The following is a 16,117-nucleotide window of genomic DNA, read 5'->3' on the forward strand; positions in this document are numbered from 1 at the left end:
GCGGGAATGTAACGTGTGCGCGTGCCCGGATTGAGGGACGTGGCGGAGCCTACGCCCGTGCCCGCTTCAGCACAACGACTGTGGCGTCGTCGGATACCTCGCGGCCCGAGGCCAGCTCGAGCACGGCGTCGCAGGCGGCCTGGGCGCTGGCGCTGCCGGAGACGGTGCCGGAGACCACGGCCGTCAGGACGTCGACGTCGGGATAAACATCCAGCAGGCCGTCGCTGACCACGGCCAGGGAATCGCCGGGCTCCAGGGAAACCTGGTGCGCTTCCCATTGCTGGTCAGGCCAGGCACCCACGGGAGGTCCGCCGGTGAGCAGCCGGGAGCAGCTGCCGTCCGCCTTGATGTGCAGCGCCAGGCCATGGCCGGCGTCCAGGTACTGCAGGATTCCGGTGGCGGCATCGAGCCGGGCGTGGAAGAGGGTGACGAAGGAGGCGGATTGTTCGAGGTCGGCTTCCAGGATCCGGCCGGCCGAGCTGAAGGCCGCACTCAGCGGCGTCCGGTGGGCCACCGAACGCATGACGGCGCGGACAGTGGCGGCAATCAGCGCCGCGCCCATGCCCTTGCCCATGGCGTCGGCCAGGGTCAGCTGCAGCCCGCCGTCGTTCGGGTACCAGTCGAAGAAGTCGCCGCCAACATTGCGGGAAGGCCGGAACGAGCCGGCGATGTCGAATCCGTCGAGGGACAGGCCCTCCGCCGGAAGCAGGCTGCGCTGGACTTCGACGGCGCGGCGCAGCTCGTCCTGCACGGCGGCTTCATGAACGGCGCTGGCGCGCGGCCTGCGGAACAGGGCGGTGATCCGGGAGCCGAGTTCGCGGGGGCTGAAGGGTTTAGTGAGGTAGTCGTCCGCGCCGGTGTCGAGCCCGGTGAGGCGGTCCAGTTCCTCGCCGCGGGCGGTGATCATCAGGATATAGGCGTCGGAGAACCGGCGCAGCTGGCGGCAGACCTCAACGCCGTCGATATCCGGCAGGTTCAGGTCCAGTGTCACCAGTTCGGCGCCGTCTCGCTTCATCAGCTCGACGCCGGCGCGTCCCGATGAAACGGCGGACACCAGGAAGCCCTGCTTGGTCAGAATGTGGACCAGCAGGCCGCGGATATCGTCATCGTCCTCAATGACCAGGGCACGGCGTACGTCCGGCTCATCAGTCATGCACCCATTAGACTCCGTGCGGGCTGCTATTGTCACATCGGTACCAGCCGGGTCTTTCTGTAACACCAGTGAGTGCAGGGTCCGGCGCCCCGCAGGTGCCGGACCCTGTAGCTCCTGACACTCAGCGGGCGCGGAACGTCACCATGGTGAAGCCACCGGGTGCCACGGTCACCTGCCCGGACCGGGCACCGGCGTGGGGGTGTTCAGGCGGGCACCGCGGGCCGGGGCGCGGGCTGGCCTGGTCCTAGGTGGCGGGAACGCGGTCCAGCCTGGCCACGCCGATCTTCGAGTCAGCCATGCCGTAGAACACGAACAGCTGGCCGTCCACTTCCTCGATGGCGGTGGGGAACACCACGTTGGGCACGATGCCGGAGATCTCGTCTTCTGTTTCTGGTGCCAGCAGCGGCTTGTCGCTGCGGGCAATGACCTTGGAGGGGTCATTGGCGTCCAGGATCATGGCGGCCGCGGTGTAGTTGACCTTCTGCTGGTGGTCGAAGGCGGACTTCTCCAGCGCGCCGGCCACACCGTGGTGGATCAGCAGCCAGCCTTCGTCGACGCGGATCGGCGCCGGTCCGCCGCCGATCTTGAGTTCCTCGAACGGGAACTCGCTGAGGGCAACGAGGGTGTGTTTGCCCATGTGCACCAGGTTGCGGAAGTCCTTTTCCACGTCCTCCACGGCAACGTAGGAGATCCAGATGCCGGGGCGGTTGTCCGTGACGCCGGCGGGCAGGTGCTCGCCTTCGCCTTCGCGGATCCAGCCCAGGTCCCACATGGGGCGGTGCAGCATGGCGTAGGAGGGAACGCCGTCGGGGTCGTTCACCGGCTCCGGGAAGAACACGGCGTCCTTGTTCGGGAAGAGGTTCAGGTCCATGGAGAGCTCGGCCTTGTATTCGAAGAAGCACGGGCCCAGGCGTTCCCAGCTGCGGAGGTCCTCCGAGTGCGCGAACGCCAGGCGCGGCCCCAGCGGCCCGTAGGCGACGTAGGTCATCAGGTGCTTGCCCAGGCTGGGGACCCAGGTGGTCCGGGGGTCCTCGGTGCCGGCGTTGTTCATGCCGCGTTCCCAGCCCTCGTCCGGGGCGAGCACCACACCCTGGCGTTCCACTCCGGTGGGTACGCCGTCTTCGATGACAACCTTGGCAAGGCCCACGCGGGACACATTGCCCTTGGCCACGAGGCGCGGAAGCAGGTAGAGCTCGCCGTCCGGGCCGCGGCCGCTGGCCGGGTTGAGGACGCCTTCCGCCTCGAAGTCGTTGCCCTCCTCGGGGGACATGATGACCCCGGCGCGGGTGAGGGTGAAGGGGACGGTGGGGAGTGCAGAAGTGTGGGGGGAAGTCATTGATTAGCCCTTTACGCTTGATCCGATATTGGTGGAAATGAACTGGCGCTGGAAGAAGATGAACAGCGCGATGGCAGGTGCCGCGAGGACGCAGGCGCCGGCGAGGATTGCCCCGAACGGGTTGGAGGCCGTGGCGGCAACGTTGGAAATGTAGTTGGCGAGGGACACCGCTAGAGGCTGGATGGCCGAGTCCTTGGTGACCAGGAACGGCCACAGGAACTCGTTCCACGGCCCGATGAAGGTCAGCAGGATCGCTGTGACAATCGCGGGCCTGACCAGCGGGATGGCGATCTGCCACAGGATCCTCAGCTCGGAGGCGCCGTCGATCCGTGCTGCCTCAAAGAGCGTGGACGGCAGCTGCATGAAGTATTGGCGGAAGACGAAGACGGCAGTGGAGTTGATGGCGAACGGCAGGATCATGCCGATGTAGCTGTCCGCCAGACCGTAATCGCGGACGATCATCACGTACAGCGGAATGAGCAGCAGCTGGAACGGAATCATCTGCACCAGCAGCATCATGCCGAACACGAAGCCCTTGCCGCGGAAGTGCATCTGCGCCAGGGCGTAGCCCACCAGGAGGCCGAAGACCACGGTGAACAGGATGACGCCGCCGGTGAAGATGCCGGAGTTGGCCAGGCCCTTCAGCAGGTCGATGGAACCGTTGATGTTGGCGTAGTTCTCGCCGGTGAGGTTGGCCGGATTGGGGAACGCACCCGCCACCGAAGTGTCCGGGGACGTCTGCAGCGAGCCGATGAACATGTAGTAGAAGGGGAAAAGGAACACGAAGGCGCCTACGGCCAGCAGCACGAAGCTGCCGATGCCAAGGTTCCTGCGCTTTTCCACGGTGGAACCTCCGCTGCCGGAACCTCCGCGGGTGGAAGGAAGGGCACCCGGCTGCCCGGCGTCGTCGTTCTTTTCGTTGTCGTTGTTGGCGGCGGTGGCCGCGTCGATGACCGACATGTCAGTCCTCCTTTCCGCCTACGAGGCGTTTCTGGATCAGGGCGATCAGCAGGACGCCGATCACCAGGACGACGCCCAGCGCGGCAGCCACATCGGGGTTTCCCTGCAGGATGCCCTTCTGGTACATCAGGAACACCGGCGACGTCGAGGCGCCGTCGGGTCCGCCTCCGCCGGTGAGCAGGTAGGGCTCGGTGAAGAGGTTGGCGCCGGTGATGGTGGCGAGCAGCGTGACCAGCACGCTGGCCGAACGCACGCCGGGAACCGTGATGTTCCAGAACTGGACCCACTTGTTCCCGCCGTCCACCGAGGCGGATTCGTACAGCTCATCCGGGATGTTCTGCAGTGCTGCCAGGTACAGCAGGATGAAGAACCCCAACTGCTTCCAGGTCACGTACAGTGCCACCGTGGGCATGGCCAGCCAGGAGTTGGTCAGCCAGGACGGGTTCGGGGCCAGCGGCCCCAGCAGCGCATTGACCAGCCCGTTCTGCTGGAACAGGAACAGCCAGACGCCGACGACGGCGACGCTCGCGGTGACGTACGGGACGTAGTAGCTGACCCGGAAAAACGTCCGCAGCTTCGTTACGCGGTTGAGGGCGTTGGCCAGGACTAGGGACAGCCCCACGGTCAGCGGGACGTTGATGACCAGGAACACGCCGATGTTGGCGAAGGAACGCTGGACGGCGGGATCGGACAGGACGGTGATGTAGTTGTCCAGGCCGACGAACGGCCGATCCACCTTGACCCGCGGAGCGGTGAAGAAGAAGTCGTGGAAGGAAATGTAGACGGCGTAGCCCAGCGGGTAGGCGAGGACGGCCAGGACGTAGATGACGTACGGAGCGCTGAACAGCAGCCCCAGCGGCTGGCGCCCCAGGAGGTTCTTGCGTTTCCTGGGGGCCAGCCGCTGGTCGGCCGTTCGCCCAACCGGCGCACCCGTAGCGACGCTGCCCGTTGCGGGGCTGCCCGCTGCAGGACTGCCCGCTTCGGGGCCGCCGTCAGAAGAGCGGAGTGACATTGGGGATCACCCGTTACTTCTGGGCTGCCAGTTGGTTGATCTTGTCCGCTGCGCCCTTGAAGGACGAGTCAATGCTTTCGTTGCCGAAGATCACTGACTTTGCGTAGGCGGTGCGGAAGGTCTGCCAGACCTCGACCGAGTTGGGCACGTTGGGCACCTCGACGGTGCGGCCGGCCTGTTCGGCGAACTGGGTGTAGAGCGGGTTCTTGGTGAAGTAGTCGGCGTAGGCCGTGGCCAGGTCCTTGCGCATGGGCATCTGGCCGGTCTCGGCCAGCAGCTTGCCGTCCTGCTCCTGGCTGGTGGCGAACTTCATGACCTCCCAGGCTGTTCCCTGGTTCTCGCAGGCGGAGTACATGGCCACGTTCTTGGCGTCCGAGAAGGTGGACGTATCAGCCTTTGCCTCGGCAGCGGGCACCGGCACGGCACCCCAGTTGACCTTGTCCTTGTAAGCGGCAATGGCCCACGGCCCGGCCATCGCCATGGCGGCCTTGCCCTCGCCGAACGCGTCACCCTGGAAGACCTCCTTGGACGCCAGGTTCTCCTTGTAGAGCGTCTCGAACATGGTGGCGACCTGCTTGCCCTTCTCGCTGTCGAAGGTGGCCTTGCTGTCCTTCAGGAGCGGAGTGCCATCGGTGTTGGCAGCGTAGAACGGGTAGAAGTCGAACCACGACTGGAAGAAGTCGCTTGCAGGGGACGGCCACACGGCGTTGGCCGTGGCGCCTGACTTCACTAGCGTCCGGGCGGTTTCCAGGAGTTCCTCGTGGGAGCCCAGCTTGGGGTTTTCGGCGTCCAGTCCGGCCTTGGCGAACATGTCCTTGTTGTAGAACAGGACCACGGGGTTGGACTTCCACGGCAGCTGGTACATCTTGCCGTCCGTGGACTTGTACTGGTCCGCGAGGTCTCCGGTGCGGTCCTTGATGTACTGGGCGCTGTCGGGGAAGGAGTCAAGTGCGACTAGCCCGCCCTGCTTCTGGAACTGCGGCACTGCGACGGGGGCGGTGTTGAAGACCAGGCACGGGGCATTGCCTGCCGTGATGGCTGCGCCGATGACTTCCTCGGAGCTCTTGCCGGCCGGGATTTCCTGGGCATCGATCTTCTGGTCCGGGTGCGCGGCGTTCCAGGACTCCACCATGGACTTGCCCCACTTCACCTCGAACTCGTTGTTGGAGTACCAGATCTTGATAGGGCCCTTGGCGGCCGTGGCCGAATCGGCGGAACTTGCTCCCCCTCCCCCGCCGCAGGCTGCGAGGCCTGCGCCCATGATGGTCAGGGCGGCCACGGACAATACGCGCGTGGCTGTTGAAAAGCGCTTCATTGCGACTCCTATTTAGGGGAAACAGAGGGTTTGGGGGCGTGTCTGGGTGCTGTCGGGCTTGTTGAGCCGGGAACGCAGTGGGGCCGGGCGTTTGGGGCGGCTTAGCCTGCGGGCGCCGGGCCGGTGGACGCCCTGACCAGGAGGGTCGGAGCCTGGAGGACGGTGTCTTCGCCGCCGTGGGCGTTGCTGAGCTGGTTGAGGAGCACCTGCGCGGCAACCCGGCCCCAGAGCATGGGATCGGTGGAGACTGTGGTGAGGGGCGGATTGAGGTATTGGGTGAAGTCTGCGTTGTCATAGCCAGTGACAGACAAATCACCCGGCACAGTGATCCCCTGGGTTTGTGCGTAGGACTGGCCTGCGGTCGCCATCAGGTCATTGGCGTAGACGATTGCCGTGGGCCTGTCGGCCCGCCGGAGCAGCTCGGCTGTGGCGGCCATGCCGCCTGCGGCGGTGAAATCGGCGGCCGCGAAGAGGTCGGCGCGGAGACCGGCGGCGGCGAGTGCGCTTTCCCAGGCCTGGCGGCGGCTCCGGCCGTGGATGTATTCCTGCCCGCCGCCAACATGCGCAATGCGGGTATGGCCCAGGGCCACAAGGTGTTCAACGGCCGCGGTGATCCCGGCGCAGTCATCCATCGAAACGGCAGGAAACGGCGAATCGGCGTCCGGCCGGTTCAGGGTGACGGCCGGTAGCTTGAGTTCCTGCAGCAGCGGGATGCGCGAGTCGTCGTGACGGACGTCGGTGAGGAGGAAGCCGTCCACACGGCCGTTCTCGGCCAGCTTGCGGTAGCACCGTTCCTCCGCCCCGGCTCCCGTGGCGACGCTGAGCACCAGAGTGTAGTCGTGTTCTGCGAGGGCGGTTTCGATGCCGGCGATGAACGCTGGAAAGAAGGGGTCCGTTCCGAGCAGGGACGGGTCCCGGGCGACGACCAGGCCCAGCGCGTAGGCTTTGGCGGAAGAGAGTCCCTTGGCCCGCAGGCTGGGCTTCCAGCCGAGCTCCTTGGCCGCCTGGAGGATTCGCTCCCTTGTTCCCGCACTGACTCCCGGCTGGCCGTTGAGGGCATACGAGACAGCACCCTTGCTGACGCCTGCCGCGTGGGCGACGTCGCTGATGGTGACTGCCATGGGTCCTGCCTTCTGTGGATCGGCGGCCCAGTGATACAACTCACTGAACCGGTTCAGTGATAACCACTAAACCGGTTCAGTTGAGAGTTGTCAAGGGGAGGGCTTTCAGAAGGGTGGCGCCCCACCGTGCGGCGCGGTTTAGGCGCGGACGAGCCCAGCTGCCTTCGCGAGGAGTTCCACGGAGCGCAGTCGGGCGTCGGTTCCGTTGCTCTGGTGGGCCACGATCAGTTCATCCGCGTCCGCGTGGGCGGTGAACTCGTCCAGGTAGTCCATCACGACGTCCGGGGTGCCGGCCGCCGAGTACTTCATCATCTGGGCCACGTGCTGCCCCTGGGGAGAATCGAGGATCATGTCCGCTTCATCGTCGGTGAACACCCTGCCGTTGCCGAAGAACAGGGACACACGGGCGCGCTTGGTGGCCCGGAACATCTCCTGCGCTTCGGAAGCGGAATCTGCCGCGATGACATTGACGCCGGCAATCACATGCGGGGCATCCAGCTGGGCGGAGGGCTTGAATTCCCGGCGGTAGATGGCCACGGCGTCCTGCAGGGCGGCGGGCGCGAAGTGTGATGCGAAGGCGTAGGGCAGTCCAAGCTGCGCTGCCAGCCGTGCCCCGAAAAGTGAGGACCCCAGGATGTACAGCGGCACGTTGGTGCCTTTGCCCGGCGTCGCCTCCACGCCCTGGATGCGTGTGGGCCCGGTGAGGTAGCCCTGCAGTTCCAGGACGTCCTGCGGGAAGCTGTCGGCGGACATCGGATCGCGGCGGAGCGCGCGCATGGTGTTCTGGTCGCTGCCGGGCGCACGGCCCAGGCCGAGGTCGATGCGTCCCGGGTGCAGGGTCTCCAGCGTGCCGAACTGCTCGGCGATGGTCAGCGGGGAGTGGTTGGGCAGCATCACGCCGCCGGCGCCCAGCCGGATGCTGCTGGTGTGGGCGGCGATGTGGGCGATCAGCACGCTCGTGGCCGAGGACGCAATGGAAGACATGTTGTGGTGCTCCGCGTACCAGACCCGGCGGTAGCCCAACTCTTCCGCTCGCTGCGCCATGGCCACGCTGCCGGCGAAGCTCTCAGCCGCCGTCTGGCCTTTCGCGATGGTGGCCAGGTCAAGGATGGAAAGCGGAACAGTCACGGAGGAGCCGGCCTTTCGTAGCGGAGCGTTGCGGTCACTGCTCCGGTGGCGGAACAGGCACACTGGCGACAACGACGGCGGCGCCCGGGTTATTTCTGCAGGTCACCGTGGTGCCGGACACGCGGAAGCGGAGCCGCCGTTTCCGGCAGCCCCGCCCCGTTTTAGCTCGCTCGTGCTATTTGCTCTCCGACGCCTACTTCAGCTTGAAGTTGGCGTCGATGCGGGAGCCGTCAGCCGCGACCATCGACAGCTTGAAGCAAGCGCCGGGGAGGTTCGGCGTCTTCCAGTTGTAGATGTACTGGCCGCCCGTCGAGTCGTACCGCAGGGAGGTGTTCCCGGTGGACGTGATCTCGACTCCGTCCTGGGCCGCCAGCGGGTTGCAGGTCACCTGCGTGATTCCCATCGTCACGATGCTGGTGTCCGTCAGTTCCCTGGACCCGGCGAACAGTTCGAATTTGGCGGGTACGGTGCTGCCGGCCTTCACGGTGTTGGTGATGCCGCCCATGTCGATGGGCTGGTAGAAGCCCTTGGTTTCCCAGGCCTTGACCGTGTAGGTGTGCGTCCTTGTGGAGGTGCGGCCCGCGTTGTCGGTGGCCGTGGCCGTCAACGTGTGGGGACCAACCGACGTGCCGTAGCCGGTCACCTTGCAGCCGGCCGGTCCGGAGCCTCCGTCGGTGGCGGTGCAGGTGGGCTCGGCGCCGACGGAGCCGAAGTAGGCATCCCCGGGGACGGAGTCAAACGTGGCAACCGGATCCGTGAGGTCCACCTTGAAGGAGTCGCTGGTCGCGGCGCCGGCAGGGGTGGTGTTGTCCGCGTCATCCGTGAAGGCCGGGCTGGTGAGGACCATCCCCGTGCCTTCTCCGCTGGAGACAGCCTCCTTGACCGCGGATTCCGGACCCGACAGCCCATCCGTCCCGGTGAAGGTGGCTGTGACCGGGCCGGTGTACCAGCCGTTTGAGCCCGCAAGCCCGCTAAGGCCCGTGAACGAAACGGACGGCGCGCTGAGGTCGATCTTGTAGTTCACGGACGCCTCACCGGCCGCCGCCGTGTTGCCGGCAACGTCCTCGAAAGCGGGGCTGTCAACGACGACGGCCATTCCCTCGCCGACGGACGTTGCGGTCCCGGTGGCTACTGCCGGACCCGAGACGGAATCGGTGCCGGTGAACGTCGCAGTGACCGGTGCGTTGTACCAGCCCTTGGCATTTGGCGCGCGGTCGGCCTCGGTGTAGGCAACCGACGGGGCCGTCCAGTCGATGTTGAAGCGTTGGATGACCGCACCCAGGGCCGATTCGTTGCCTGCGGTGTCACTGAACACCGGGCTCCTCACCTCGATGTCTTCTCCTTCCGCGCCGTCGGCTGTAGTTGCGGTCGCCGTTTGCGACGCCGGGCCGGACGTTGCATCGGTGCCGGTGAAGGTTGCTGTGACAGGACTCCTGAACCAGCCGTTGTTACCAGCCAGGCCTTCGGCTCCCTCGTAGCTGACGTCGGGGTCAGTGGCATCGAGGCCCAGCGGCACGGTTTCCATGGAGGCGGTTCCGCCGGCGCTGGTTGCGGAGCAGGTGTAGGCGATCTTCACCTGGTCGACCAAAATGTTCTGCTGACCGCAGCCTTCAGTGGTCAGGGAGGTCGGCGAATCCACATCGGTGACAGTCCAAGTGAGGACCAGCGGCACAGTGAACCATTGGCTGAGGCCGTTGGGGGTTCCCGGGTTCAGGGTGTAGCTGATCTGCGGCCGGCTGGGGTCCACGATGTTGTAGGTCGCGGATCCGGTGGCTTCTAGTCCGCCGCCGTCCGTGTAGCTGCAGCTCGCCGTCTGCGCGCCGAGGCCGTCTGCCGCGTAGGTGCCGGTGATGCCGCTGAGCGTTGCGGCAAACGTCTTGTTTCCGTCTTCAGCATCCACGATGTTGCAGGAGGCTGCCGGGACGGCGCCCTTAGAGTACGAGGCGCCAGTGCTGACTCCGCCTACCGTGAGGGTTGGCGCCGTGTTGGCAGGGGCGGGAGCCACCACATTCACGGTGAAATTGGCCGGGGTTAGATCGAAAGTTCCGCCGCTATTGTTAAACGTTTGGGTGGCGCTGACGGTGGCGGTGCCCGCAGCCACCGGGGTCACGGTCAACACCTTCGTGTCCCCGCAGCTTGTGAACGTCACGGATGAAGGGCTGACGGTAGCTATAGCCGAGCTGCTCGAAACCAGGCTTAGGGTCAGCGTGGTGCTGCCCGGCAGGTTACAGCCGTTCTTTCCGTCGTCGTTGGCCGTCCGCAGAGCCAGGATCGTGTGCCCCGCAGGACCGCCAACGTTCAACGGCATGGTTTCGGCCTCCGCGTCAACGGTCGCATCGAGGCTGTTGTAAATAATGTCCGCCTGCGCCACACCCGCCCCGGCAAGGAGCAGTCCGCCCGCCGTCACCGCGGCCAGGAGCTTCCGGCCGGCACGTCCCGCGGACCAGGCGAATCCCGGGCCCGCTCCCCGCCCCCGCTTGGTTCCCTGTCCGGGACCCCTTCGATCTAATGTGTTCACTGCAGCGCCTCCCATCGCAACAATGCGGCCGTGATTGGCCGCAAAATGTAGTCCCGATGCTAGGGGCAAAAGCTCAGATAAACACCAGTACATTCCACTCGATTTTGGGTGTTTTCATACCTGTTTTTTGTATGCAGTACTCACCTTTTCACTTAGGTGACTTCCGTTGACTTGGTGCACTTTTGTCACACCGTTTAGATGCAGCTACTTGCAGGCGTAGTTGTAGTCGAGTCCGCTGGAGACATACTGGGTCACTGCCACCTTGCTGCCCGGCGTAAGCCCGGCCAGGGAGCAGTTCGACTTGGCGCCATTGAGGGTTCTGGCACCGGCGAGCCAGCTTGGAAGCCCCGCCAGGTTGCTGGTGGACGGAACCGTTCCGGCAATTTTGCTCCACTGGGCGCCGGTGGAATAGAGCCCGACGCCGGCGTTGATGCTTTCGAAGTAGGCGGTCATTCCTTCCAGGTCAGCCCGGTTCGCAGTCGTGTCGCTCTGCCAGCTGTTCCCCGTCTCCACATCCAGCCACCAGAAATAGTCCTCCGGCCGGTCCACGCCACGCAGCTTTGCGTCGTCGTACGCTTTGGCGTAGCCGTACACGTAGGCACAGGCCGCATCGTTCTTGCCCTCGCACTTCCCATACGAGCTGGTCACGGTGGTTCCCATGTACTCATTGGACGTTGGCCACCAGGAACCGGCCAGCCCCGGGTTCGCGGTGTTCACATAGAGGGCCACGCGCGGCTGGTTCGTCACTGCCGGATCCTTGATCGTCGAATCAGCCCAAGCAAGCTGTTCCTGCAGGCACGGATTCGTGGTGTTCGCGAGTCCGTTGTTGACGCCGACGATCGCGAAGGCGAGTCCGGCGGGAAGGGTCTTGCCGCATTGCGGCCATGAGACATCAATGCCCACGGGATCAGACGGACGCGGCGGGCCCGCCATGGCCGGACCACCGCCCATCAGCGCCAAGCCAAACGCAGCGGCAAAGGACAGAACCATCTTCATCATTGATGCGGCCATACCCAAGGTTATATACCAAGCGGCCCCGGGCAGGAATACTCAGCATGCTTAGCGAGTTGCTGCCCTTAGGAGCCGACCCGAACGTGCCGGCCGGACAGGAGCAACATCATGGCAAACATTCTGATGGTGGTATCCGCTGCCGATTCCCTCACCATGCGGGACGGTACCCAGCACCCCACGGGCTACTGGGCGGAGGAGCTGGTGGTATCGCACCAGTCACTGCGCGACGCCGGCCACACGGTGCACATCGCAACCCCCGGCGGTGCCAAGCCCACTGTGGACGAGGTGAGCCTCGCCGCTGAGTCGGCCGGCGGCCAGGATCGAGCGGACGGCTTCCGTGAGTACCTCGCCAAGATCGACGCCGAACTTTCTGCGCCGCTGGTGCTCGCCGACGTCGACCCCTCCGGGTATGACGCCGTGGTGATGCCGGGCGGCCACGGCCCCATGGCGGACCTCTACCAGGACGACGACCTGGGCCGCATCCTGGCTGAAGCGGACCGGGCCGGCAAGGTCATCGCGCCGTTCTGCCACGGCCCGGCGGGCCTCCTCAGCGCCGTGGACGGCGACGGGAAGTTTGCGTTTGCTGGGCGTCGCCTCACCGTTTTCTCCGATGACGAGGAACTCAACGGCGGCACCGGACCCAACACCCCGTGGTTCGTCGAGGACGTGCTGAAGGAAAAGGGTGCCATCGTGGAGAACGGCGCCGCCTGGGGCTCCAACGTGGTCCGTGACCGCAACCTGATCACCGGGCAGAACCCGCAGTCCAGCGAGGACGTGGCCAAGGAAGTCATCAAAGCCCTCGGAGAGTAGGCCGGCTTCCCCCGACGGGCAGCGGCGGCCAGGCGGCTTCGTTCCGGCCGCAGCGTCACGGCCGCAGGTTCCGTGACGCCAGCGGACGCCGGATTAACCCCGATTACCCCCTGTATCGCAGGGTTTCAGCGCGCTTTGACCGGGTTTTCGCGCTGACGGATAGTTGCTGGCACAAGCACCGAATCCGCACACTTCCAAGGGGAACCCATGGCCCGTTTTTCACTCAAACCCGCCGTCACAGCAGCGCTGGCCGCCACCACTTTGCTGGGGCTGGCGGCGTGCTCGGACCCCGGGGCTTCTGCGGCTTCGGGGTCCGCCCCGGCAACGTCGTCCACGGGCGTCAAGCAGTTCAACCTTTCGCCGGAGCAGGACCGCGTGAAGGCTGAAGTGGATCCGGCCGCCGCGGCTTTGGTCCCGGAAGCAATCAAGAAGGACGGCAAGCTGACGGTGGCCGTCAGCCCGTTCGCGGCACCGTTGGCCGTCTATGCCACGGACAACAAGACGCCGGTGGGCAATGAGGTGGATATCGCCGTCGCGCTGGCCCAGACGCTGGGTCTGGAAGCTGACATCGTTCCCACCGCCTGGGCCGACTGGCCCCTCGGCGTCGAGTCCGGGAAGTACGAGGCCGTGCTGTCCAACGTCACGGTGACCGAGGAGCGGAAGCTCAAGTTCGATTTCGCCAGTTACCGCGACGACAAGCTCGGCTTCTACGCGAAGAGCGACAGCTCCATCGCGAAGGTGGAATCCGCTCCGGATGTCGCCGGCAAGCGCGTGATTGTGGGTTCGGGGACCAACCAGGAGTCCATCCTGCTGCGCTGGGATGAGGAGAACAAGAAGAACGGCCTCCCGGCGGTGGAGTTCCAGTATTACGACGACGACTCCGCCTCCTCGCTCGCCCTCCAGTCCGGACGGGCGGACCTGACGTTCGGGCCGAACGCGACGGCGGCATTCAAGGCGGCTTCCGACGCCAAAACCAAGCTGGTTGGCCTGGTGGACGGCGGCTGGCCGCTGAAGGCCAGCATCGCGGCCACCACCAAGAAGGGCAACGGTTTCGCCGCCGCAGCCCAGGCAGGCCTGAACCACCTGATCGAAGACGGCAGCTACGCCAAGATCCTGGACCGCTGGGGCCTCAGTTCGGAGGCCGTGCAGAAGTCCGAGCTGAACCCTGCGGGGCTGCCCAAGAAGTAGTCCGGCCTTCGACGGGGAATGTGCAGGGCGGCCGGCGGCTGCCCTGCACTTCGTCGTGGCGAAACCCCGGCACTGCGGCGTACGCTCATGGCATGACCCCGCAAGAGCTTGCCAACCTGGCGCACCTGCGCCGGGCACGGGACCTGATCGACAGGGACTTCGCCCGCGCCTTGGACGTGCCCACCATGGCGAGCAAAGCCCTGATGTCACCGGCGCACTTCTCCCGGCAGTTCCGGGCCGCCTACGGCGAGACCCCCTACAGCTACCTGATGACCCGCCGGATCGAGCGGGCTATGGCGTTGCTCCGCGGCGGCATGAGCGTGACCGATGCCTGCATGGCGGTGGGCTGTACGTCGCTGGGATCCTTCAGCTCGCGCTTCACGGAACTTGTCGGGGAACCGCCCAGCGCATACCGGCTTCGGGAACACAGCGCAGTGGAGGCGATGCCGGGTTGCGTGGCACGGATCAGGACACGGCCTGCGCGGCGGGGTGCCAGGCCCGCAGGTCCCGGGAATGAAGCTGCCGCCCAAGTGAGCAGGATTCGAGAAGCGGCCCTGACGCCCGCGGAATAGCTTTGTTGCATGAACATTTCACTCCAGTACTGCAACATCACCGTCAATGACACCGAAAAGGCCCTTGCCTTCTACCGGGATGCGCTCGGCCTCGAACTGCGCAACGACGTGGCCTCCGGAGGATTCCACTGGATCACGCTCGGCAGCGCAGCCCAGCCGGGCCTTGAGATCGTGCTCTCCGAGCCGCATGCCGGCCGCTCCCAGGAGGACGGGGACATGATGCAGGAGCTCCTCACCAAGGGAGTCCTGCCGATGCTTGTCTTCCGTACCGACGATCTGGACTCCACCTTCGAGAAGGTCCGGGCGTCCGGGGCCGAGGTCATGCAGGAGCCGATCGACCAGCCGTGGGGTCCGCGCGACTGCGCCTTCCGGGACCCCTCCGGAAACATGGTCCGGATCGCCCAGGCCCCGAAGGACTGACGCCTCCGGCGCAGGTCAGGCAGGCCACCAGCACAAAGAATCCCCGCCGGACTCCGTCCGGCGGGGATTCCCTTGATGGGCGGGCCCGGTCCTCTAGAGGTACTGCTGCCAGATAGTCAGCTGCAGCTTCACCGTGTCCGCGGCCGACTGCCGGTCAGCATCTCCCACTTCCGTGCCGGACACGTCGCCGCCCATCGGCTCAGACCCTCGCTTCCGAAGGCGCAGCCCCGACGGCGGACTCCGCACGTTCCGGCGTGGCCAGTCCCAGGTTTTCCCGCAGCGTGCTGCCGGCATACTCGGTGGGGTAGACGCCGCGTTCCTGCAGCGCCGGCACCAGGTGGTTGACGATGTCGTCCAGGCCGGTGGGAATCAGCCACGGCGAGATGTTGAAGCCGTCCACGGCGCCGGTGCGGGCGTATTCCACCAGCCGGTCGGCAACCTCGGCGTACGAGCCGTTGAAGGTGGCGTCCACGCGGCTGGTCTTGGCGGAGACGAACTGGCGGATGGATAGTCCCTTCTCCTTGGCTTCCGCCCGCCACTGGTCGGCCAGCTGGCGCGCCTTGGCCCCGTGGAAGCCGCTGCCGCGGGTCTCGGAGGTTTCCTCCACCACCGGATCAATCTCCGGCAGCGGCCCGTCCGGATCGTATTCACCCAGTTCGCGTCCCCAGAACTGTTCCAGGTAGGCGATGGCCTGCTGGGGTCCGATCTGGAGGCTGCGGACCCAGGTTTTCTTGTCCCGGGCCTCCTCCGGCGTCGCGGCAAGGATGAACTCGCTGGCCGGCATGATTTTGACGTCGTTCGCCCCGCGTCCTGCGTTCAGCGTCCGCTCCACGATGTCGCGCCGGAAATCCAGGGCGTCGTCGAGCTTGGGGTGGGCGGAGAAAATAACGTCGGCCTGCCGGGCAGCGAAGTTCCGGCCCTCCGGGGAGTCGCCAGCCTGGAACAGCACGGGCCGGTACTGGGCACTGCGGGGCAGCCGCGGGGTCACGTCCACGGTGTAGTGCTGCCCTTCGTGGACCACGCGCTGCCACTGCCCGGCGGCCGGGTCATGCGAATCCCAGATCCGCTTGGCGGTCTCCACGAACGCCTCGGCATGCGTGTACCGGTCAGCGTGGTCCAGGTACCCGCCGCGGCGGAAGTTGGCGCCGGTCCAGGCGTTGTCCGTGGTGACGATGTTCCACGCCGCGCGGCCGCCGGAGAGCAGGTCCAGCGAGGACAGCCTGTGCGCCAGGTCCGCCGGATCGTTGTAGGTGGTGTTCTGGGTGGCAACGAGTCCGATGTTGGAGGTCACCGCGGCCAGGGCTGCGAGCATCGCGTGGGCGTCGGGGCGTCCGGCAACGTCCAGTTCATGCGGGCGGCCCAGGTGCTCACGGAGCCGGAGCCCCTCACCCAGGAAGAAGGCGGCAAACAGTCCCCGTTCCGCCGTCTGGGCGATGCGGCGGAACGATTCGAAGTCCGTCTGGGAACCGGATTCCGGCGCCTTCCAGACAGTCCCCGAATTCACGCCCTGGAAGAAGATGCCGAACTGGAGCTTCCCGCTCGGCCGGTATTTAGCACGGCTGTGCTGTGTCAT

Annotated in this window: 14 protein-coding genes; 4 read left to right on the forward strand and 10 right to left on the reverse strand. The window is 65.9% G+C overall.

The window, feature by feature from the left end:
• Positions 1-49 precede the first annotated feature (49 nt).
• From ACSQ1X_RS20150 to ACSQ1X_RS20190, 9 genes are all read right to left on the reverse strand, one after another.
• Positions 50-1,153, reverse strand: coding sequence for a PP2C family protein-serine/threonine phosphatase (locus ACSQ1X_RS20150; RefSeq protein WP_436059034.1), 1,104 nt, complete (start codon positions 1,151-1,153; stop codon positions 50-52).
• A gap of 244 nt (positions 1,154-1,397) precedes the next feature.
• Entirely contained in the window at positions 1,398-2,489 is a 1,092-nt protein-coding gene (locus tag ACSQ1X_RS20155) for a glycoside hydrolase family 130 protein (protein ID WP_436059035.1), read from the reverse strand.
• Between the two features lie 3 nt (positions 2,490-2,492).
• On the reverse strand, positions 2,493-3,449 hold the full coding sequence (locus ACSQ1X_RS20160; protein ID WP_436059036.1) for a carbohydrate ABC transporter permease: 957 nt from the start codon (positions 3,447-3,449) through the stop codon (positions 2,493-2,495).
• 1 nt (position 3,450) lies between these two features.
• On the reverse strand, positions 3,451-4,461 hold the full coding sequence (locus tag ACSQ1X_RS20165) for a carbohydrate ABC transporter permease (RefSeq protein ID WP_055807074.1): 1,011 nt from the start codon (positions 4,459-4,461) through the stop codon (positions 3,451-3,453).
• Positions 4,462-4,474: 13 nt separating this feature from the next.
• Complete coding sequence (locus ACSQ1X_RS20170) at positions 4,475-5,776, reverse strand: ABC transporter substrate-binding protein (protein WP_436059037.1); 1,302 nt, start codon at positions 5,774-5,776, stop codon at positions 4,475-4,477.
• A gap of 101 nt (positions 5,777-5,877) precedes the next feature.
• Complete coding sequence (locus ACSQ1X_RS20175) at positions 5,878-6,897, reverse strand: LacI family DNA-binding transcriptional regulator (protein WP_436059038.1); 1,020 nt, start codon at positions 6,895-6,897, stop codon at positions 5,878-5,880.
• A 138-nt stretch (positions 6,898-7,035) separates the two neighbouring features.
• Positions 7,036-8,025, reverse strand: coding sequence for an LLM class flavin-dependent oxidoreductase (locus ACSQ1X_RS20180; protein WP_436059039.1), 990 nt, complete (start codon positions 8,023-8,025; stop codon positions 7,036-7,038).
• Between the two features lie 193 nt (positions 8,026-8,218).
• Positions 8,219-10,543, reverse strand: coding sequence for a PxKF domain-containing protein (locus ACSQ1X_RS20185; RefSeq protein WP_436059040.1), 2,325 nt, complete (start codon positions 10,541-10,543; stop codon positions 8,219-8,221).
• 204 nt (positions 10,544-10,747) lie between these two features.
• Positions 10,748-11,554 carry a hypothetical protein gene (locus ACSQ1X_RS20190; RefSeq protein ID WP_436059041.1) on the reverse strand — a complete coding sequence of 269 codons (807 nt, stop codon included), beginning with the start codon at positions 11,552-11,554 and terminating at the stop codon, positions 10,748-10,750.
• A 108-nt stretch (positions 11,555-11,662) separates the two neighbouring features.
• Between ACSQ1X_RS20190 and ACSQ1X_RS20195 the strand changes: the two genes are divergently transcribed.
• From ACSQ1X_RS20195 to ACSQ1X_RS20210, 4 genes are all read left to right on the forward strand, one after another.
• Positions 11,663-12,364, forward strand: coding sequence for a type 1 glutamine amidotransferase domain-containing protein (locus ACSQ1X_RS20195; protein ID WP_436059042.1), 702 nt, complete (start codon positions 11,663-11,665; stop codon positions 12,362-12,364).
• A 207-nt stretch (positions 12,365-12,571) separates the two neighbouring features.
• Entirely contained in the window at positions 12,572-13,552 is a 981-nt protein-coding gene (locus ACSQ1X_RS20200; protein ID WP_436059043.1) for an ABC transporter substrate-binding protein, read from the forward strand.
• A 92-nt stretch (positions 13,553-13,644) separates the two neighbouring features.
• Positions 13,645-14,124 (forward strand): helix-turn-helix transcriptional regulator, encoded by a 480-nt coding sequence (locus tag ACSQ1X_RS20205; RefSeq protein WP_436059044.1) that lies wholly within the window; start codon positions 13,645-13,647, stop codon positions 14,122-14,124.
• 9 nt (positions 14,125-14,133) lie between these two features.
• Positions 14,134-14,544, forward strand: a complete 411-nt coding sequence (locus ACSQ1X_RS20210) for a VOC family protein (RefSeq protein ID WP_055807104.1) — start codon at positions 14,134-14,136, stop codon at positions 14,542-14,544.
• A gap of 199 nt (positions 14,545-14,743) precedes the next feature.
• On the opposite strand, the gene ACSQ1X_RS20215 is transcribed toward ACSQ1X_RS20210, so the two are convergent.
• On the reverse strand, positions 14,744-16,117 hold the full coding sequence (locus tag ACSQ1X_RS20215; RefSeq protein WP_436059045.1) for an NtaA/DmoA family FMN-dependent monooxygenase: 1,374 nt from the start codon (positions 16,115-16,117) through the stop codon (positions 14,744-14,746).

Source organism: Arthrobacter sp. LjRoot78 (genome assembly GCF_964254335.1).
Lineage (GTDB): Bacteria > Actinomycetota > Actinomycetes > Actinomycetales > Micrococcaceae > Arthrobacter.